This is a genomic window from Gordonia sputi NBRC 100414 (assembly GCF_000248055.1).
Lineage (GTDB): Bacteria > Actinomycetota > Actinomycetes > Mycobacteriales > Mycobacteriaceae > Gordonia > Gordonia sputi.
The window spans coordinates 33,360-52,863 of record NZ_BAFC01000058.1 but is presented as its reverse complement, the minus strand read 5'-3'; the positions used below and the strand labels follow the sequence as shown (position 1 = coordinate 52,863).

At 66.9% G+C, this 19,504-nt stretch carries 17 protein-coding genes; 5 read left to right on the top strand and 12 right to left on the bottom strand.

What is annotated here, in order from left to right:
- Positions 1 to 39: 39 nt before the first annotated feature.
- From ftsW to GOSPT_RS09505, 11 genes are all read right to left on the bottom strand, one after another.
- On the bottom strand, positions 40 to 1,896 hold the full coding sequence (gene ftsW / locus GOSPT_RS09555) for a putative lipid II flippase FtsW (RefSeq protein ID WP_005205607.1): 1,857 nt from the start codon (positions 1,894 to 1,896) through the stop codon (positions 40 to 42).
- Positions 1,893 to 3,467 (bottom strand): UDP-N-acetylmuramoyl-L-alanine--D-glutamate ligase, encoded by a 1,575-nt coding sequence (gene murD / locus GOSPT_RS09550; RefSeq protein WP_005205605.1) that lies wholly within the window; start codon positions 3,465 to 3,467, stop codon positions 1,893 to 1,895. Before murD ends, ftsW begins: the two co-directional genes overlap by 4 nt.
- Before the next feature lie 5 nt (positions 3,468 to 3,472).
- Positions 3,473 to 4,570 carry a phospho-N-acetylmuramoyl-pentapeptide-transferase gene (mraY, locus tag GOSPT_RS09545; RefSeq protein WP_005205603.1) on the bottom strand — a complete coding sequence of 366 codons (1,098 nt, stop codon included), beginning with the start codon at positions 4,568 to 4,570 and terminating at the stop codon, positions 3,473 to 3,475.
- A 94-nt stretch (positions 4,571 to 4,664) separates the two neighbouring features.
- Entirely contained in the window at positions 4,665 to 5,114 is a 450-nt protein-coding gene (locus GOSPT_RS09540) for a UDP-N-acetylmuramoyl-tripeptide--D-alanyl-D-alanine ligase (RefSeq protein ID WP_039855444.1), read from the bottom strand.
- Positions 5,111 to 6,724 carry a UDP-N-acetylmuramoyl-L-alanyl-D-glutamate--2,6-diaminopimelate ligase gene (locus GOSPT_RS09535; RefSeq protein WP_039855441.1) on the bottom strand — a complete coding sequence of 538 codons (1,614 nt, stop codon included), beginning with the start codon at positions 6,722 to 6,724 and terminating at the stop codon, positions 5,111 to 5,113. The genes GOSPT_RS09540 and GOSPT_RS09535 overlap by 4 nt, the downstream gene beginning before the upstream one ends.
- 146 nt (positions 6,725 to 6,870) lie before the next feature.
- Entirely contained in the window at positions 6,871 to 8,817 is a 1,947-nt protein-coding gene (locus tag GOSPT_RS09530) for a peptidoglycan D,D-transpeptidase FtsI family protein (RefSeq protein WP_039855438.1), read from the bottom strand.
- Positions 8,818 to 8,838: 21 nt separating this feature from the next.
- The gene (ftsL, locus tag GOSPT_RS09525; protein ID WP_005205595.1) at positions 8,839 to 9,714 is read right to left on the bottom strand and encodes a cell division protein FtsL; all 876 of its coding nucleotides are present in this window, start codon (positions 9,712 to 9,714) and stop codon (positions 8,839 to 8,841) included.
- The gene (gene rsmH / locus GOSPT_RS09520) at positions 9,711 to 10,721 is read right to left on the bottom strand and encodes a 16S rRNA (cytosine(1402)-N(4))-methyltransferase RsmH (protein ID WP_005205593.1); all 1,011 of its coding nucleotides are present in this window, start codon (positions 10,719 to 10,721) and stop codon (positions 9,711 to 9,713) included. The genes ftsL and rsmH overlap by 4 nt, the downstream gene beginning before the upstream one ends.
- Positions 10,722 to 11,037: 316 nt before the next feature.
- The gene (gene mraZ / locus GOSPT_RS09515; RefSeq protein ID WP_005176306.1) at positions 11,038 to 11,481 is read right to left on the bottom strand and encodes a division/cell wall cluster transcriptional repressor MraZ; all 444 of its coding nucleotides are present in this window, start codon (positions 11,479 to 11,481) and stop codon (positions 11,038 to 11,040) included.
- Positions 11,482 to 12,137: 656 nt separating this feature from the next.
- A complete protein-coding gene (locus tag GOSPT_RS09510; protein WP_005205589.1) occupies positions 12,138 to 12,527 on the bottom strand; it encodes an SCO2097 family morphological protein in 390 nt (129 codons plus the stop codon).
- A 281-nt stretch (positions 12,528 to 12,808) separates the two neighbouring features.
- Positions 12,809 to 13,327, bottom strand: a complete 519-nt coding sequence (locus tag GOSPT_RS09505; protein ID WP_051993809.1) for an SAV_6107 family HEPN domain-containing protein — start codon at positions 13,325 to 13,327, stop codon at positions 12,809 to 12,811.
- A gap of 337 nt (positions 13,328 to 13,664) precedes the next feature.
- Between GOSPT_RS09505 and GOSPT_RS09500 the strand changes: the two genes are divergently transcribed.
- The 4 genes from GOSPT_RS09500 to GOSPT_RS09485 all read left to right on the top strand — a co-directional run bounded on the left by GOSPT_RS09500 (position 13,665) and on the right by GOSPT_RS09485 (position 17,368).
- On the top strand, positions 13,665 to 14,354 hold the full coding sequence (locus tag GOSPT_RS09500) for a GNAT family N-acetyltransferase (protein ID WP_005205586.1): 690 nt from the start codon (positions 13,665 to 13,667) through the stop codon (positions 14,352 to 14,354).
- Entirely contained in the window at positions 14,351 to 15,979 is a 1,629-nt protein-coding gene (locus GOSPT_RS09495) for a phytoene desaturase family protein (protein ID WP_005205584.1), read from the top strand. The genes GOSPT_RS09500 and GOSPT_RS09495 overlap by 4 nt, the downstream gene beginning before the upstream one ends.
- An 86-nt stretch (positions 15,980 to 16,065) precedes the next feature.
- Positions 16,066 to 16,977, top strand: coding sequence for an LppM family (lipo)protein (locus GOSPT_RS09490; RefSeq protein ID WP_005205583.1), 912 nt, complete (start codon positions 16,066 to 16,068; stop codon positions 16,975 to 16,977).
- Between the two features lie 100 nt (positions 16,978 to 17,077).
- A complete protein-coding gene (locus tag GOSPT_RS09485; RefSeq protein ID WP_005205581.1) occupies positions 17,078 to 17,368 on the top strand; it encodes a hypothetical protein in 291 nt (96 codons plus the stop codon).
- On the opposite strand, the gene GOSPT_RS09480 is transcribed toward GOSPT_RS09485, so the two are convergent.
- Complete coding sequence (locus GOSPT_RS09480; RefSeq protein ID WP_005205579.1) at positions 17,365 to 18,351, bottom strand: methylenetetrahydrofolate reductase; 987 nt, start codon at positions 18,349 to 18,351, stop codon at positions 17,365 to 17,367. The two genes, GOSPT_RS09485 and GOSPT_RS09480, sit on opposite strands and share 4 nt — an antisense overlap.
- Here GOSPT_RS09480 and GOSPT_RS09475 point away from each other — a divergent pair, their 5' ends adjacent.
- Complete coding sequence (locus GOSPT_RS09475) at positions 18,352 to 19,503, top strand: polyprenyl synthetase family protein (RefSeq protein ID WP_005205577.1); 1,152 nt, start codon at positions 18,352 to 18,354, stop codon at positions 19,501 to 19,503.
- Position 19,504: the final 1 nt, after the last annotated feature.

The window sequence follows — 19,504 nt, the reverse complement described above, 5'->3', positions numbered from 1 at the left end:
CTGCACTCCGTTCACATCTGTTCTGCTCACCTCGGGAGATCAGCGACCGGTGCCCGACCACCGCGACCCACCCGACATCTTGTCAGCTCGCCCGGTGTGACCGGAATAGCGCCCCGAGTCCGACCGCGACGCCCCCGTCGACGACCCTGTTCGCGTCGAACTCGGCACTCCCCTGCCCGTCGCGCGACGGGCGGATTGGCTTGCACGAGCGGACTCTGACGATCGTCGCGATGGGTTCTGTCGCTCGTGACCACGGGCGTCGTCCCGACGCTGTTGGCGGCCTGAATACCCGACACGGTAGTCGAGACGGACCGGACCCGACCGAGGTGCCCCGCGTCGATCGACGGGTGGACTCGGCTCCGGCGCCGCACCGAAGAAGCGCACGCCGATCGCGCGACGCCAGGCGGGTACCCGATTGGGTGTCGCAGAACGTCGTCCACCGGACGAGGCCGGTGCGCGGCGATCACGCGTGTCGAGACGATTCCGCGCGCTCTCGGCCCGGGTCGGCTTGTAGGCAACAGGCGTCGGCAAGCGGAACCAGCGGCTGACGCGACTGCGCCCGGTCGTCAATGCGGCGACGGCCTCGGGCTCATGACGCGCGGCATTGGCCAACAGGCCGAGCATCGCCAACACCGTCAACGTCGACGTACCGCCCGCCGACAACAGCGGCAACTGGATTCCGGTCACCGGCAGCAGCCCGATGACGTATCCGATGTTGATGAAGGCCTGCGCAGTGATCAGGACCGTGATGGTCGACGTCATCAGCCGCAGGAACGGGTCGGTGCAGCGGTGAGCGATACGGAAGCCGGTGAACGCCAGCACGACGAACAGGAAGACGACGAGCAGTCCGCCGATCAACCCGAGTTCCTCGCCGATGATCGCGAAGATGAAGTCGTTGTGCGCGTTGGGCAGGTAGTTCCACTTGGCGCGGCTCTGACCGAGTCCGACTCCGAAGACGCCGCCGTTGGCCAACGCGAACGTCGCCTGCCGCGCCTGGTAGCCGGCACCTTGCGGATCGTCGATGCCACCGAGGAAGCTCATCACGCGCTGCGACCGGTAGCTCTCGACGAGCGCCAGGACGACGGCGATGCCGACACCGGTGATGACGAACGCCGCGAACACCTTGATCGGCAGCCCTGCGAACCAGAGCAGAGCACCGACGATGATCGCGATGGTGATCGTCGTCGAGAGGTTGGGCTCGAGAATGATCAGCAGGCAGATCAGCAGGCCGACCGGCACGAGAGGCACGAGCAGCTCGCGCAGCGACGCGTTGTCGCGTCGACGTGACGCGAGCAGATGCGCGCCCCAGACACAGAGCGCGACCTTGACCAGCTCGGACGGCTGCACCGAGAGGCCGTTGATGTCGAACCAGCGGCGCGCACCCTGGCTGAGGGTGCCGATTCCCGGCACGAGGACGAGCGCCAACATGATCGTCGTGGCGGCGATCAGCGGGACCGCCATGCGACGAAAGAATCGCACCGGCATGCGCAACGTGAGGTAGAAGACAACCGCACCGAGCACCACGAAGATGACCTGATTGGCGAACAAACCGTAGGCCGACCCGTCTGCGGAGTAGCCCTCCACCGACGACGCCGAGAGCACCATGATCAGACCGAACGACGTCATCAGCGCGGCCATCGTCAGGATCAGATGGTAGGACGCCAGCGGCCGGCTGAGGAGATTGCGGATCCCCTCGACGATGGTGGCGGGGATCGCGGCAGCATCACCGCGCAAGCGGGGAGCCTTCGCCGCGGTCCGTCGTTTCGACGAGGCGCGCGAGGTCGATGCACTGGAGCTCTCGGCGTCGACGCTCTTCGTGTCGGTCGACCCAGCCTTTTGTGTCCCAGCCTCTTGTGTCGCAGCCTCTTGTGTCGCCGCTTCCCGTGTTGCCGTCACGGCTGCGTCGCCCGGGGAGCGCTCCCCGGCAACGAGCGCGCGGCGGCCGCGAAGGCATCACCACGTCGTCCGTATCCGGGAAACATGTCCAGCGACGCCGCCGCGGGTGCCAGAAGCACTGCGTCGGGGCGCGGATCGTCGGCCGTGGCCAGCGTCCACGCCTCTGCGACTGCACGGTTCATCACCGCGGTCGCGAGGTCGTCGGAGTTCCCGGGGGCGTCGAATGAGGGTTGTCCCCCGCTCGGCGCCGGACCCGTCTCTGATCCGAAGGCGCGCTGTGCAATCACACCGCCATCGTCTCTTGTGAATACTGTGACTGTTGGGACTTCTGGGGCGTGTCGCGAAATCGCGTCGACAATGATGTCCCGATCTCGCCCGATCGCGACAACTCCGGCCAGTCGATCCGCGGAGCCGGTGATCATGTCGTCGACCGACGCGCCCTTCAACAAGCCACCCGCAATGAGCACGACGCTCCGGTGCGCACCGATCGCGGCCGCAGCCGCGTGCGGATTGGTGGCTTTCGAATCGTCGACGAAGTCGATGCCGTCGATCGTCACGACGACCTCGCCCCGATGCGCCGCGGGCCGAAAAGCGCTCAGCGCCCGACCGATCGCCGACGGTGCGACGCCGATCGCCAGCGCCAACGCTGCGGCGGCCAGCGCGTCGGACACTCCCGACGGCCCCGGGGGGTGAATCGCCGTGGCGGCGATCAGAGGCGTGCCTCCGGACGTGCCGTCCTGCTCAGCCGTGAACGCCCGATCGACCAGCTCGCCGTCGACGACGCCGAGTTCACCCGGAGCGGGCTCGCCAAGGGTGAACCCCACGCGCCGTCCCGGCACCGGTAGGTCTGCGGCGACCGCGTCGTCGAGGCCGACCACACCCACGTCGCCGTGCAGCGCGATCTGCTTGTCGGCCGCGTACGCGGCGAACGACCCGTGCCAGTCGAGGTGATCGTCGGCGATGTTGAGCACGACACCAGCGTCGGGAGTGATCGACGGCGCCCAGTGGAGCTGGAACGACGACAGCTCGGCGCACAGGACGTCAACCCTCGGTTGCGTCTGCATCGCGTCGAGCACCGGCAACCCGATGTTGCCGCACGCTGCGGCATCGCGACCGCCCTCGATCACGATGTCGGTCAACATCGACGTCGTTGTGGTCTTTCCGTTGGTTCCGGTCACGACCAGCCAGGTGCGCGGGGCGCCCAACAGTCCGGCACGGTCGACCCGCCACGCGAGCTCGACCTCGCCCCACACGGGGATCTCGTGTTCGGCCGCGGCAACCATCAAAGGATTGGTCGGCGAGAATCCCGGCGACGCGATGACGAGGTCGGTCGCCGCAGGCCAGGAGTCGTCGGCGAGGAGATCGGCGATCGAGGTGAGGCGTGCACCGGCGGTACGCGCGGCGTCCGTCCCGACAACGCTCGTCGTCTCGGCTCCCCCGAATCTCGCGTCAGCGATCGTGACCTCGGCGTCGACGCCGAGGAGGAATCGTGCCGCCGACATCCCCGCTGTGCCCGCGCCCGCGACGAGTACGCGCCTGCCGCTCAGATGCAGCTCCGACGGTGAGGTCATCGCGCTCAGCCGTTGACCGTGAGGAACTCGCCGTAGAACAGCGAGAGCCCGAGCGCACACGCGATGGCTGTGAGCAGCCAGAATCTGATGATCACCGTGGTCTCCGCCCAGCCACCGAGTTCGAAGTGGTGATGGAACGGCGCCATGCGGAACACGCGACGACCCGTCGTCCGGAAGAACGCGATCTGGATGACGACCGACATGATCTCAGCGACGAACAGCGCGCCGATGACCACCGCGAGCAGCTCGGTGCGGGTGGTGATCGACAGTCCCGCGAGCAGACCGCCGAGAGCCAACGAACCGGTGTCGCCCATGAAGATCTTGGCCGGTGCCGCGTTCCACCAGAGGAATCCGAGACACGCGCCGCCACCGGCAACCGCGATCAGTGCGAGATCCAGCGGGTCGCGTACCTGGTAGCAGCCCCGAGGGATGTCGGCGGCGGGCTTGGCGCCACCCGAGCAGGCGTTGACGAACTGGAAGAACGTCACCAACACGTAGGTTCCCAGCACCATCGCCATCGACCCGGCAGCGAGACCGTCGAGACCGTCGGTGAAGTTGACTGCGTTCGACCATGCCGCGACGACCAGCCAGCAGAACACCACGAACGCGACCGAGACCATCGAGATCGCGTCGATGTCGCGGACGTAGGACAGATGCGGACTCGCGGGCGTGTAGCCCGAGTCGTTGCGGAAGCCAAGGACGAGCACGCCGAACAGAATGGCCGCGAGGAACTGCCCGATCGACTTGGCCGTCTTGTTGAGCCCCAGGTTTCGGTGTTTGCGGATCTTGATGAAGTCGTCGAGGAATCCGACGCCGCCGAGTGCCGTCGCGAGACCGAGAACGAGCAGCCCGGATGCCGTCGGCCCGTTCCCGTCATGGGTGAACACTCCGACGATGTGCGCTCCGAAGTAGCCGGCCCACAGCGCGATCAGAATGGCCACGCCACCCATCGACGGGGTGCCGCGCTTGGTCTGGTGACTCTGCGGCCCCTCGACGCGGATCTCCTGCCCGAATCCCTGACGGGAGAACACGCGGATGAGCACCGGAGTGAGCAGGATCGACACCGCAACGGCGATGGCACCCGCAATGAGGATCTGGGTCACCGCAGCATCCCTCCCTCAGTTCGCCCGACCGTCACTCGTCGCTCTCCTCGTTCCTGTCTCGTCATCTCCCCCAGCCCCATCCAGGCCCCGCAGCTCATGTACTCGATCCCGCCGCCAGATCAGCCAATGCCGGATCGACGCCTGCGACGAGCACCATGTCGTCGGGCGCCGGGCGCCACTCGTCGGTGTCGAGAGTTGCGGCCGCGTCGTCGACCGTCTCGACCAACCTCGCCTCGTCGCCCCAGGAACCCTCCATCACGGCTCCCTGATGCAATGCACGGACCGAGCGCGACTCTCCGACACACAGCGTCTTGTCGACGGCGAGCCGCACGGCGAGCCGGCCAACCCTGTCGTGTTCGACGACACGCTCGTTCTCGGTGAGCCCATCGCGTGTGTCCATGTCGCCGATGATCGCCCAGGTGCGCACACGCTCAGACGAATCCCGTGCGCGAGAGACGAGGTCGCGGATCGCACGCGACACCGTCTCCACATCCGCAGGCACGATGACTACCCGTCGTTCCTCTTGGCCACCATCAGGACTCATCGAGCGGCCCCCGACGTCTTCTCGACGACGCCCGCGAGCGCCTCGGCGACGACGTTCCTGTCGTCGAACGGATGCTTCACGCCGTCGATCTCCTGGCCTGCCTCGTGGCCCTTACCTGCCACCAGCACGATGTCGCCGGGCCGTGCCCACGCAATAGCCGTCTCGATCGCAGCACGGCGGTCGCCGATCTCCCTGATCTCGACGCCTTCTCGACGCTCGTCGTCGGGCACCGCATGCGCACCCGCTAGTACAGCGGCGCGGATCGCGGCAGGGTCCTCGGTCCGCGGATTGTCGTCGGTGATCACGACGAAGTCTGCGCGACGCGCTGCCACCTCGCCCATCAGTGGACGCTTGGCGCTGTCTCTGTCGCCACCGGCGCCGATGACGACGGCGACACGTCCACGCGCCTGCTCGTCGAGGGTGGCCAGCACCGCTTCGAGCGCTCCCGGCTTGTGCGCGTAGTCGACGATGGCGAGGAAGTCCTGCCCACGATCGATGCGCTGCAGCCGACCGGGAACCGACACCTCGGCGATCGCCGACGTCGCCGTCGTGACGGGCACACCCGCTGCGACCGCCACCGCGACCGCGAGCGTCGCGTTGGCGACGTTGTAGCGGCCGGGCAGCCGAAGCGTCAGATCGTGGCCGATCCCTGCGGCGTCGGTGATCTCCACGCGTTGTGCACCGTCGGACTCGATCGTCGACGGTCCGGCATGCCACTCGGCCGGAATGTCGGTCGTCGAGACCGTGATCGGCGCTATGACCTCACCTCGCCGCGCGACGTCGAGCATGCGTCGACCCCAGTCGTCGTCGACGCACACCACCGAACGCACCGCCCGCGTGTGTGATCCCGCCGCGAACAGTCGTGCCTTGGCCTCGAAGTAGTCGCGCATCGTCGGGTGGAAGTCGAGGTGGTCCTGCGACAGATTGGTGAACGCACCGATCGAGAAGTGGGCTCCGTCGACGCGTCCGAGTGCCAACGCGTGACTCGACACCTCCATGACCACGACGTCGACGCCGCGCTCGAGCATCGCGGCCAGCAGTGCCTGCAGGGTCGGCGCCTCGGGCGTCGTCAGCGAACTCGCCTGAGCGACACCGTCGACGCGAGTTTCGACCGTGCCGATCAATCCGACGGTGTGGCCTGCAGCCATCATCGCGGCCTCGACCATGTAGGCCGTCGTCGTCTTGCCGGACGTGCCGGTGATGCCGATCAGCTTGAGGCGCTGCGACGGGTTGCCGTAGATCCGTGAGCTCACCCCGCCGAGGACCGAGCGGGGGTCGGCGTGCACGAGTACCGCACACGCGGCGTCGGGCGGAAGCACCCGACCGAGTTCTGCGCGGCCAGCCGCGTCGGTGAGGATCGCCGTCGCACCCCGCTCGAGCGCCTCGGCCGCGAACCGCGCGCCGTGGGTGCGGCCACCCGGCAGCGCCGCGAACAGGTCGCCCGCGACGATGTCCTGCGCACGCAACGACACCCCGGACACGGCGGCGTCGGCAGGCACCGTCCCGATCAGATCGAGGCGTGCGCCGGTGGCGGTCGAGAGCACGGAGACGGCCGTGGGCTCGACGTGAGTTGGTCTGTTCAGTCCTGCGGACCGGCGATTCGACGCCATGATGCGATCGCCTCCCTCAGCAGTGGTATCGGTGTCGCGTGTTCGCGCCGGTGCGGCTCGAACCCGGGTGTGTGCGGATGCTCCGCTCTCCGGAACGCACTCACGATACCGTCAGGGCAATTCGTGAGGGCGCGCCCATCGGCAAATCAGCGCGCCTCGAGCTTGATCCACGGTGTGGGTGTGGGAGACAGCGGCACTTGCTGACGCTGCAAAATCCACGAGGCGATCGTTCCGTACAGCGGCGCCGCCGACTGTCCCCCGCTGCCGTCGGAGCTCCGCTTGGGGTTGTCGAGCATGATGCCCACCACGAAGCGTGGGTTGTCGGCGGGCGCAATGCCCGCGAACGTGATGTTGTAGCTCGAGTTCGAGTAGCACCCGCAGGCCGGGTCGACCTGCTGGGCCGTACCCGTCTTGCCCGACATCTGATAGCCCGAAACCGCACCCTTGTAGCCCGTTCCCGACTGCACGCCCATCGGGTCCTCCTGGAAGACCCCGCGGAACATATCGCGGACCGTGTGCGCGGTCTGCGGACTGACCACTCGGATACCGGCGGGCCGATCGGCATCTTCGACGTTCCCGCCGTCGTGCTGCTCGGACTCGAGAATGCGCGGTGGCACGCGGAGCCCGTCGTTGGCGATCGCCTGATACATCGCCGTCATCTGCAGGAGCGACATCGAAAGACCCTGCCCGATGGGCAGATTGGCAAACGAACCACCCGACCACTGACTCAGTGCGGGAACCGCTCCACCGCTCTCCGCCGGAAGTCCGACGCCGGTCCGCTGCCCGAGCCCGAAACGCTTGACCATGTCGGCGAATCGTTGTTCACCGACACGCTTGGCCAGCATCAGGGTTCCGACGTTGGATGACTTACTGAAGATTCCCGCCGTGGTGTACGGCTCGACGCCGTGCGACCACGCGTCGTTCACGGTGACACCGGCCATGTTGATACGGCCGGGCACCTGCAACACCTCGCCCGGCGTTGTCAGCCCGTATTCGACGGCGGCCGAGGCGGTGACGATCTTGTTCACCGAACCCGGCTCGAACGGCGAGGTGACAGCCGGGTTGCCGAGGTCGGCCTTCGTTTGTTCCGACAGCGGCTTGGACGCGTTGAAGGTGCCGTCGTTGGCCATCGCGAGTACTTCGCCGGTCTTGGCGTCGAGTACGACGGCCGACGCCGACTTCGCTCCCGACGCCTGCTTGGCCTTGTTGACCTCGCTCTGCACGAACCACTGGATGTCCGAATCGAGCGTCAGTTTCACCGTTGCACCGTTGATCGCGGGGTGCACGTTGCGTGTACTTCCCGGGATCACCGCGCCGTCGGAGCCGCGGTCATAGGTCTTCGAGCCGTCGGTCCCGGCGAGTACCGAATCCATCGACGCTTCGAGACCGATCAGCCCGTTCCCGTCGTAATTGACGTCGCCGACGACGTTCGCTCCCAGCGAGCCACCCGGATAGAGACGGATCGCCTGCGGGTCGGCACCCACCTCTGGATAGTCGGCGACGATCCGTGCCGCGACCTCGGGGCTGACCGACCGCGCAAGGTAGACGAAGCCGTCATCGCTTGTCAGCTTCTTGTGCAGATCGTCGGAACTGATCGACCCACCGAGCGCCGACGACACGCCGTCGGCGATCTCCTTGAGCCGCTTGTCGACGTCGGGGTACTCCGGATTCTTTTTGTGCTCGGCCTCGATCGACTTGCGAACTGCCTTGGGCAGGAACGTGAGTGACCGCGCCTCGTCGGTATAGGCGAGAGGACGTCCGTTGCGGTCGAGGATCGCTCCGCGCTTGGCCGTCAGCACCTGGGTGTACTCACGTTGCTGGGCCGCTTCTGCCGAGATCGACGACGCCTCGATGGTGTGCACGACGATCATCCGGATCGCCACCGCCAACACCACGAGGAGGATGACGACTCCCACAGCGCGACTACGGAATTCGAAGGTGCGGGGACCTCGTCCCGGACCTCCACCGCGGCCCCCGGTACCCGATCCTCCACTCCCCGATCCGCCCGCGGAAGTGGGACGTCGTCCTGACCGGGACTGCGCAGCGGGCGGGTCGAAACGCTCACCGATCCGCTGAAAACTGGCGCGTGTCATGGTTGTCAATTGTCCACCGCCCTAGCGGGCTCCCGCCGAATTTGCGCTCGGCGGGTTGCCATTCGTCTGAGCCGTGGGCGCGACATTCGGATTGGGCGCGGCAGCGGCTCCCGGCGCCGGAGCATCGGCGCGTGCGTGAGCGTTGGCACTCTGGTTCTGGGTCGGCGCAGTGTTCTGCCCGGGAGTCGTATTCTGGTTCGGCGCTGGCGAATTGGTTGAGCCGGAGGAGTTCGTATCAGCAGACGAAGTGGCATTCGAGTCCGAAGCGCCTGCGCCCCCGAGACCCATCGAATCGCTGACCTTGCTCTTGTCGATCTTGCTGGTGGGATCGGGCTTGTCGTCGGGGTTGATCGTCCCCATCGGCTTGCCGGACGCGGGTTCGGGATCGCCGAGCACCTTGGGCTTGCCGTTGGCGCCGACCACCATCCGGGCTGGATTCTGAACCGGGATCATTCCCAATTTCGCTGCCTTGTCGGACAATTCGGGCGCAGAGTCGCCCGACTCGTAGCTGCGCTTGAGACTGTCACGGCGGTCGACGAGCGACTGATTGGCCTTGCGCTCGATTCCGAGTCGGTAAGAATCCTGAGCAGCCTTCGTCGACAACCACAGGCTCAACCCCAAACCGACGACAAGCAGAGCGAGGACGGGCACCACGAACGGAACCGACCGTGCACGACTGAACAACGAGCCCTGTCGTACGCCCGAATCGAGCCCACCGCGCGTCGACGTAGAACCCTGCGCCACAACGCGATTGCGACGCCGGTCGAGCGCGCGCTGCGCCGCCCGCGAGCGGTTGGCTCGCTCCGATTCGAGATTCTCCCGGCGTGGACGACGGGTTGGCGTTGCGGTACCAGCACCTGCACTGTCGGCGACGGTGCGGTCGTCGAGCACTGTCATGACCGATTCCTCTCGACACGTTCGATGGCGCGGACCCTGACCGGGGCCGACCTCGGATTCTCGGCGAGCTCGGCCTCGCCAGCCTGCTCGGCACCTCGGGTGATGAGCTTGAATTGCGGTGCGGTTCCGGGCAGTTCGACCGGAAGGCCGGGAGGCGACGTCGAGGTGGTGCGAGACGCGAACTCACGCTTGACGATTCGGTCTTCGAGCGACTGGTAGCTCATCACCACCACACGTCCACCCACCGATAGCGCATCGAGTGCCGCAGGCAACGCCAGGCGCAGGGCGTCGAGTTCGTGGTTCACCTCGATCCGCAATGCCTGGAACGTGCGTTTCGCGGGATGCCCACCCGTCCGACGTGTGGCCGCAGGGATTGCGGCATAAAGCAATTCGACGAGCCGCCCACTCGTGGTGAAGGGTTCGGTCTCACGGGCCCGCAGAACGGCGGATGCAATCTTGCCCGCGAAGCGTTCTTCGCCGTAGTCCGACAGCACGCGCGCGAGGTCGCCGTGCGAATACGTGTTGAGCACGTCCGCCGCGGTCAGGTCGTCGTCCGGATTCATCCGCATGTCCAGCGGGGCGTCGACGCCGTAGGCGAATCCGCGATCGGCGCGGTCGAGTTGCATCGACGACACACCGAGATCGAAGAGCGCACCGTCGATGTGGTCGACGCCTGCGGCCGCGAGAACGTCGTCGATGCCGTCGAATCGAGACTGGTGAAACGAGATCCGGTCGCCGAAACGAGCGAGGCGATCGCGCGCGATGTTCAACGCTGACTCGTCACGGTCGATGCCGATGACGCGTGCGTCGTCGAATTCGGTGAGGATCAGTTCGCTGTGGCCGCCCGCTCCCAATGTCGCATCGACGAACACCGGACGCTCGGCATCCGAGAGGTCGTCACCGGTAGCCGTCAATGCCGGCGCGAGAAGTTCGGTGATCCGCCGTGCCATGACGGGCACGTGGCCGAATTCTCCGGAACGACGTTCGCCGTCGTGTGGCGCGTTCACCGAATCACCTCCCGACGCGTGCTGTCTGCACGCCCCGACCCGTTGCGGCCACGCACACTCATCTCGAATCCCTGACACAGACGCTGGTTGCCCCGATCGGGCTCGCCATGCGTCACGGTGCCGGGGTTGCCCCTGCCGTGACTGCGACCGACGCACATACGAATGCCGTGCGTCGCAGGCTGTGTCGGGTTGTCTCGCCGGGTGAAGCGGGGTCCCGGTCCGGTCGCGCACCTGGCGTTGGGGAAGTACGCCAGGGTCGTTCCGGACCGGGGCCTCGATCCACCCGAAGCCCTGTCCATCGTGTGCCATTCCTCGGCTACAAGACCGCGTTCAGTGCGGCCGAGTTGGCTGCCGAGAAGTTCTCCTCGTGCTCGTTCTGGTACTCGCGCCACTTCTGCGCGTCCCAGATCTCGAGGTGATCGAAACTGCCGAACACCACGCACTCCTTGGTCAGCTCCGCGTACTCCCGATGATCGGGAGACAAGCTGATCCGACCCTGCCCGTCCGGACGCTGCTCCTCTGTGCTGGCGAAGAAGTAGCGCTGGAAGGCCCGCGCCTGCGGATCGTTACGGGATGCCTCCACGATGCGGGCGGCGATCTCGTCGAACTCCTCGGCTCGGAACACCGACAGACTGTGGTCTTGGCCTTTTGTGACCATCACGCCTCCTGCCAGTGCGTCGCGGAACTTGGCGGGCAACGTCAGTCGCCCTTTGTCGTCCAACTTGGGTGTGTAGGTGCCGACAAATCGAACGGACGACATGTCGACACCTCCTGCCCCCTGGGCGATCCGTTCCGGTCCGTCTCACCCAGTGCTGCCACAGTACCCCACTTTCCACCACTTTCCACCCCTTCCACCCCCCGAAGTCGGCGCGGACAACTGTTGATGCAGGTCAGCTACGAGAAATGTGGTGGTGAATGTCGTGACCTGCCGCGTGTCCTAGGCGTCCACAGGTGTGTCCAGAAGGGCACAACGGCACCAAAGTGACTGATGGGAGCCGATTTGTCGCGCCCGTGGGGCGTTGTGGGGCGACCGGTGGGGCGGTGTGGGGAGCCAGGGTGGGGCGTCGTGGGGAAACCAGCGGGGCGGGGTGGGAACCAGGGTGTGGATCGGCGCGCGGCAGCCCTGTGTGGGATCCAGAGAACCCCGGCAATGAGACAGCCACGACATACGACAGCAGGGCAACACATCGGTGCGATGTGTTGCCCTGCTGATCTGAGAAGTGGGCCTGCGGTACGGCTCGGCGGGCGGTGGTGGACTCGAAGAAGTGTCTTGTCGAATGCCGTGGGTGCTGCAGCACACCAACCTTGAGATACGGCACACATGTGGCCGCGGGGGGCGGCCAGGCCTGACTCTCGAGCACCGCGGAGGCGATGAGGCCGAGAAGAGTGAGGCGCCTGATCAGTCAGGCGGCTCGGTCACTCCTGGTCGAAGCGGCGGTTGAACCGTTCTTCCATGCGCTCGGTGAACTTACGCTTGTTGCCTGCCGGACGGGCGGTGTCGGCGGGTGCCGAACCCTCGGGAGCCGAACGTCCGCCACCCCAGAGAGCAAGAAGACCTGCGCCGAACATGACAAGAAACCCGATCAGACTGACGACGGGAAGGCCGGCGATGCTCAGACCCACCAGAGGACCGACGATGAGCAGCACAAGACCGACGACAAAGATCGCCGCCGCCTGAAGACGACGACGACCCGACGATCGGCCCAGCCGTCGACGCTTCACGCTGGACGCGAACTTCGGGTCCTCGGCGTATAGAGCACTTTCGATTTGTTCGAGCATGCGCTGCTCGTGCTCCGAGAGTGGCACCGACCCTCCTTACTACGTTGCCGATTCACACTTCAACGAGATTGTGGCGACCGCGGACGCCCGTCTCGTGACATGTGTTCGCGGCTTACAGCTTCCATGATACGAGGTGATCGCAAGCGCGACCACCATAACCATCCGACGGTCACCTCAAGTACGCCAATAGACACAAATTGAGACCAAGGGTCACGCCGAGCGAAACCGCCTGGCGAGCCCACAGAAGCCTCCGGCCGCCGGTCGGCGCGTGGTGTGAGTCACGCGCCGCGGTCTCAGGCGATGTGTTCTCAGGCGATGTGGTCGTAGCCGTAGTCGGACCGGTCGATCGACTGGTGCGCGAGCTTTCCCTGTTCGTAGCCGACGATGATGTCCTCGACGGCGTCGAGGAACGACATCACGCGGGAACGGAGCGCGGCGACCGCCGAGCCCTCGACCGAGCGGCGCAAACCGGACTCGATCTCCATACGAACAGCCGACAGGCGAGCAAATGCCTCGGCGAACTCGGCGAGATCAGGAACAGCCGACGAGATGCGCGACCATGCATTCGGCGATACACGTCGGGAAACACGCTTGGTCGGCGGTTCATACACCGCGAGCGCGGCACCCGCCGCGCGCAGTGCCGCGAGGTAGTACTGACGGAAGCGCTCGGCGTCGTCTGGCACACCGTCGGCGTTCTCCGCCAGGATCTCCGCGCGTTCGAGGAGGTCACGAGCGCGGACGACGACCACGGGGTCGATCTCTGGACGCACCACCGCACCTCGCCGTGCGTGACGCACTGTGCCGCGCGTCGGCCTGTTGACTGCCATGTCGCGCCCCCTTCGGTGTTGCGCCTTCTCGAACGAACCGGGCATGTGACCGAGTCCCGGTGCGGTCCGACGATGCACGCTTCCCTCGTCCGTCGCCGGACCGCCCAGACTGTCGTGGGTGAAGCAGAACGGCTTGCGGAGGCACGTTCATCGAACACCCGTTCGACATATTCAATATAGCTAGAACGGCGACACTCTTCAAGTGGAGATGTGGCCCGATCCAGACAGCAGAAGCGTAGAACTCGGTACCGACATTCCCGATCGGCCGCGGCCTGCCACGAACTCGACGCGCGGCTTGGTGCGGAAGGATCGGTGCGGAAGGAAGGACGACGAGCAGTTGGCGACCCGACTCGTTCGGTTGACCGGGCAAGACGCCCCGGCCTGGCTCGACGCTGCCCTGAACGTCTACGTGACCGCGATGGACTACCCACGCGGTACCGAACACCACCGGGTTCCGCTCTGGCGTGAGCACATCGCCCGTCGCGGGTGGACCGCATACGCCGCGCTGACGGCCGTTCCCCCCGACCTCCGTCTCGACCCCGACGCACAGCGTCGACTCATCGGCCCTCCGGTCTCGCCGTCGGGACACGAGATCATGGTCGGCATCGCCTACGGCTATCGCGGTGCCGACGACCAGTGGTGGAATCACCAGCTCAGAACAGGACTCCGACTCTCGGGTTGCAGCCGCGAGACCATCGAGCGCGTCGCCACGAACTACTTCGAACTCACCGAGCTGCACGTTCACCCGACCGCCCAGGGCCACGGCATCGGCGAGTGGTTGCTGACCGCGCTGCTGAGCGACCGCGAAGAAGACCACGTCGTGCTGTCCACCCCGGAGATTCCCGCCGAACAGAATCGGGCGTGGTCGCTCTATCGCAGGATGGGTTTCGACGACGTGCTGCGGCACTTCACCTTCACCGGCGACCCACGTCCCTTCGCCTTCCTCGGTCGACGACTCCCGCTCGACGCCGCGCCGGAACCGATCGTGGGCACACCACGCACACCACCACCAGCAGCGGCGCGGTGAGCCGCTTGACCCGCTCCGGCCACCAGCCCCGGCACGATGCCGTTGTCGTCGGCGCGGGTCACAACGGCCTCATCGCGGCCGCCTACCTCGCCCGCGCGGGACGTTCGGTTCTCGTCGTCGAACGCGACGACATTCCGGGCGGTGCCGTCTCGACCGTCGAACGTTTTCCGGGCTATCGCGTCGACCGCGGGTCGTCGGCGCATCTGATGATCCGACACTCCCCGATCATCGACGAGCTCGATCTCTCCGCCCACGGGCTGCGCTATATCGACTGCGACCCTTGGGGTTTCGCACCCGCGACGCAGGACGGACCACCGCTGGTGTTCCGCACCGACCTCGACGCGACCTGCGCGTCGATCGCCGCCGCGTGCTCAGACGCCGACGCGGACGCCTACCGACGATTCGTCGGCGTGTGGGGACCGCGGTCACGGGCTGTGCTCGATGCGTTCAACTCCCCGGCGACACTCCCCCGCTTCGGACGAGCATTCGCCGGCATCGGCCACACCGCCCACACCGCGCGCACCGGGTTCATCGGTCGACGTGCGGGGTCGCTCATGTCGGCGACCCAGGAACTGATGATGTCCGGCGACGCCCTTCTCGATCGCTGGTTCACCTCCGAACGACTCAAAGCGGCTCTCGCGTGGTTCGGCGCGCAATCGGGTCCGCCCATGAACGCGCCGGGAACCGCACCCATGGTCGGGTTCGCAGCGCTCATGCACCGGATTCCCCCTGGCAGGGCCGTCGGCGGCAGCGGCGCGCTCACCGAATCCCTTATGCACCGGCTCGACGCCGACGGCGCGCAGGTGCTCACCGGATCGCCCGCGACGTCGATCAGCAGGTGTGGCGATCATTGGTGCGTGCAGACCGACGGGGACAGCCACTGCACCCGTCAGGTGATCGCCGCCTGCCACATCTTCGCGACACTCGACATGCTCGACGCCGGGCGAGCCGTTCCACCAGCGGAGATCGACCGATGGCGTCGCGAGATCGATATCGGCTCCGGTATCGGGATGGCGGTCCGGCTCGGCACGCGCGCCCTGCCCGCCTACCGCGACCTGCCGTCGGACCTCCCGCCGCACGGCGTGCATTCGGCGCTGGGACTTCTCGTCACCGACCGCGCGCAGCTTCGTCGCGCGTATACCGCGGCCACAGTCGGCGAGTTACCACCACGCCCACCGTGCGTCGTGATGAGTTTCTCGGCGATCGATCCGACACTTGCTCCCGCACAACGGCATTCGATCACGGTGTGGTCGCAGTGGCACCCGCGACAGCTGCGTGACGGCCAGTGGTCGACGTCGGGCTCGGTCGCCGCGGACGAGATCCTGGCCGAAGTCGATCGCCATGCGCCGGGATTCAGCGCGTCGGTCGACCACCGTTACGTCCAGACGCCCGCCGATCTGGAATCGGAGCTCGGGTTGGTCGGCGGCAACATCATGCACGTCGAGATGACGATCGATCAGATGTTCACCTATCGGCCGCACGCCGACCTCGCCGGGCATCGGATACCCGGCGCCGCCGGACTCTTCCTCGCCGGGGCGTCGACGCATCCCGGAGGCGGGGTGACCGGTGCCAGCGGACGGATCGCAGGACAGCTCGCGATCGCGGCGAGTCGGCGGCGGCACTGACAGTCCGACACAACTTCATCTGGCACGATGAGCACGTGCAACCGGCTACCACGCGACGCCCCACCGATCCGACGAGCCGACGTACCGTGCGAACCACGATTGCGTCGCTGTTGATCCTGCTCACGGCAATGCCGCTGCTGTCGGGTTGCCTGACCCGCTCGACAACTGTCGGCGACCGGTATGCCGGCACGATCATCGTCGCGACCGCCCCCGACAATCCCAGCGGCGCGCCGCGACTCGACATTCCCGAGTCGATGCACAACAACGTGTCGACCTCCGACTACCGCGAGGGCCCGCGCACCGGCCAGGGCGGTGATTCGGCGAACCCGTCCGCTTCTGCTTCTGCGGGCGCCCCCTCCACGGGCGCCTCGTCCACGGCCGCACAGCCCGGAGCGACAGGGCAGGGCGCGAGCCGGGTCGGTACCAGGGCGACATTCTCCGATCTGACCGCCGGTCAGCTCAGTCAGCTCGGAGACATCGTCGCCAACGCGTTCGGCGACACGTCGATGACGATGGAATTGAACGCCAAGCGCAGCGGCGACGTCGTCCGCTTTCGCGGCAGCGCCGATCTCAACGGACTCGACGAACGCGACTACCTGAAGTTCACCCTGGCGTTCGCGGGTCCGATCACCGCGAGCAACGTCCCGAAGCAGGATTCGGAGACCTCCGTCACGTGGACGCCCGAACCGGGCAAGGTCACCGAGTTCATCGCCGACGCGACCTACCCCGACCCCGCGACCGCGGCGTTCACCGGGTGGACGTGGCTCCTCGTGGTCGTGTGCCTGCTCGTCGTCGCACTCGTCATCTGGTTGGCGTACTCGCACCGCGACACCAGCCCGCGCCCAGGACGGCCGCGGCCTGTGCGTCGAACCGCGCCTGCCCAAAAGGCGACGACACCGCGGGCCACCGCATCGTCGACGACGACCTCCTCCGGCGCGCGCGCAGATGCCTCCGCGGCGGGCGGCCAGAAGCCGGAGAGCGGCGGCCCCACCGGCTAAGCGCTGTGTAGTCCGGCGACTATTCAAGGGGCAGTGCGCATGTCGCTGCCTCTGCAGCGCTTATGTGCCACGATCAGCGCTTGTGGGATCTGCTATCGAAGTGACCGTGGACGCACACTGGATCAACTCCTGGTTCGTCCGCGCCGTCGCACTCCCGGTACTCACCGTCGATGGCGCCGCGCACACCCTGGCCTGGCGACAGCCATTCCGAATCGCGGCGGAGCCCGGCGAACACCGAGTCGCAGTCGGCATTCGCTACCGAGGTTTCGCCGCGGTCCTCGGGCAAGAGCCGATCACCGTGCAGGTCACCGCCGACACGACGGCACGCCTCGCCGCGAAGAACGGACCACTGAACAGCGACCCGTTCCGCATCGCGGTCGCGAGTAGCTAGTTCGAGGAGACGAGCGGCAGGGCGTCGGAGGTGTCGACGCCGAGGCGGTCGAGCACCTCGCAGGTGGCCTTGGCGAAGTTGAGGCTGATGAAATGCAGCCCGGGGACGCCCTCGGCGATGAGACGTTGCGACATCTCGGTGGCGATGTCGATGCCGACAGCGCGTACCGCTGCGCGATCCTCTTGTTCACCGGAGCCCGCGGCGTCGATCAGCCGCCGTTCGACGCTCTCGGGCAGAACAGACCCCGACAACTCGACCATCCGTCGAACCGAGGCAAGCGACGTGATCGGCATGATCTCGGGGATGATCGGCTTGGCGCCCTGCTCGGCGTCGGCCGCGGCGACGCGGTCGCGCAGGCGGAGGTAGAACTCGACGTCGAAGAACAGTTGGGTGACCGAGTACTCGGCGCCCGCGCGAAGCTTGCTCACCAGGACGCGGGTGTCGTGGTCGAGATCGGGAGCACGGTGATGGCCCTCGGGGAACGAGGCGACACCGACGTGGAACTGGCCGAGTTCGCCGATGAGGTCGACGAGTTCTTCGGCGTAGGAGACGCCCTCGGGATGCTTGACCCACTCACCGAGCGGATCTCCCGGCGGATCACCGCGCAGCGCAAGGATATTGGTGATGCCCTTGTCGGCGTACGCACCGACCAGCGAGCGCAATTCGGCGATCGAATGGTCCACCGCGGTCAAGTGGGCCACCGGCACCAGCGTGGTCTCGGTCGCCAGTTGACCCGCGATCCGCACGGTGCGATCACGTGTGCTGCCGCCCGCCCCGTACGTCAGCGAGACGAACGCGGGATTGAGCCGCTCGAAGACACGGACCGCGCGCCACAGGCGTGCCTCGCCCTCGGCGTCTTTGGGTGGGAGGAACTCGACGGAGAAGGGCACCTGTCCCGGATGCGGCGCAGACAGACGTTCGACGACGGACGGCACCGGGGCGGATGAATTCACCGGACCAGTGTACGGGCTAGCCTGTGACACGTGACCTCGACCGCTCCCGTACCAACGCGCCTCGCCGAGGTTCCCGGCGCAGTCGAATCCGTGCTGCGCGACTTTCTCGGCACCGCGGTGTCGACCGCCGCAGCCATTTCGCCGGTCGTCGGGTCGTCAGCGCAGGTCGTCGCCGATTTCGTACTGTCGGGCGGCAAGCGCATCCGCCCCGTCTTCGCGTACGCGGGGTGGCAGGCGGGCCGCGGCGACGCCAACGGCGTGCCGACCGGCCTCACTGACTCCGACGCACTGCGAATCTGTGCCGCCCTCGAACTCGTGCAGGGCTGCGCGCTCATTCACGACGACATCATCGACGCCTCCGACACACGGCGCGGTCGACCAACGGTGCACCGGGTGTTCGAGAGCGCCCATCGCGACGCGGGATGGCGCGGCGACGCGGCCGAACACGGCGTCGCGTCGGCTGTTCTGGCAGGCGATTTCGCACTCGCATGGGCCGACGACCTCGTCCACGGGTACGCCCCCGCGACCGTGTCGCCCGCGGGCAGGCCAGTCGAAGGTCCGCCCGTTGCGCCCCTGCCACCGGGAGTGATCGCGACGTGGGCGGCGATGCGCACGGAGGTGCTCGGCGGCCAGGTCCTCGACATCGTCAACGAGGTCAGCGGCGAGGAATCGACGGAAGCCGCCTATCGCGTGATGGAGTTCAAGACGGCTGCCTACACGGTCGCGCGGCCGCTCGAGCTCGGCGCCCGCGCCGCGGGTGCCTCCGAGGAACTCGTCGACCGCCTGCGTTCGGTCGGCCACGATCTCGGCATCGCGTTCCAACTACAGGACGACTTGCTCGGTGTGTTCGGCGACCCTGCCCGTACCGGCAAGCCCTCGGGCGACGATCTCGTCGCAGGCAAGCGGACAGCACTTCTCGCGCTGGGACTGTCCCGCGCCGACGCTCACGATCCCGCACTCGGCGACACGTTGCGTTCGATGATCGGAACCGAACTGTCGGCAGACGAACTGGCCACTGCGCGTGGGATTCTGACCGACGTGGGCGCCGTCGCCGACGTTGAACGCACCATCGACACACTGCTCGAGTCCGCCGTCACCACCCTCGAGAGCACCGATATCGACGACGCCGTGTACACCGACCTCGTTGCCGTCGCGCGTCGTATGGCGCATCGCGACGCGTGAG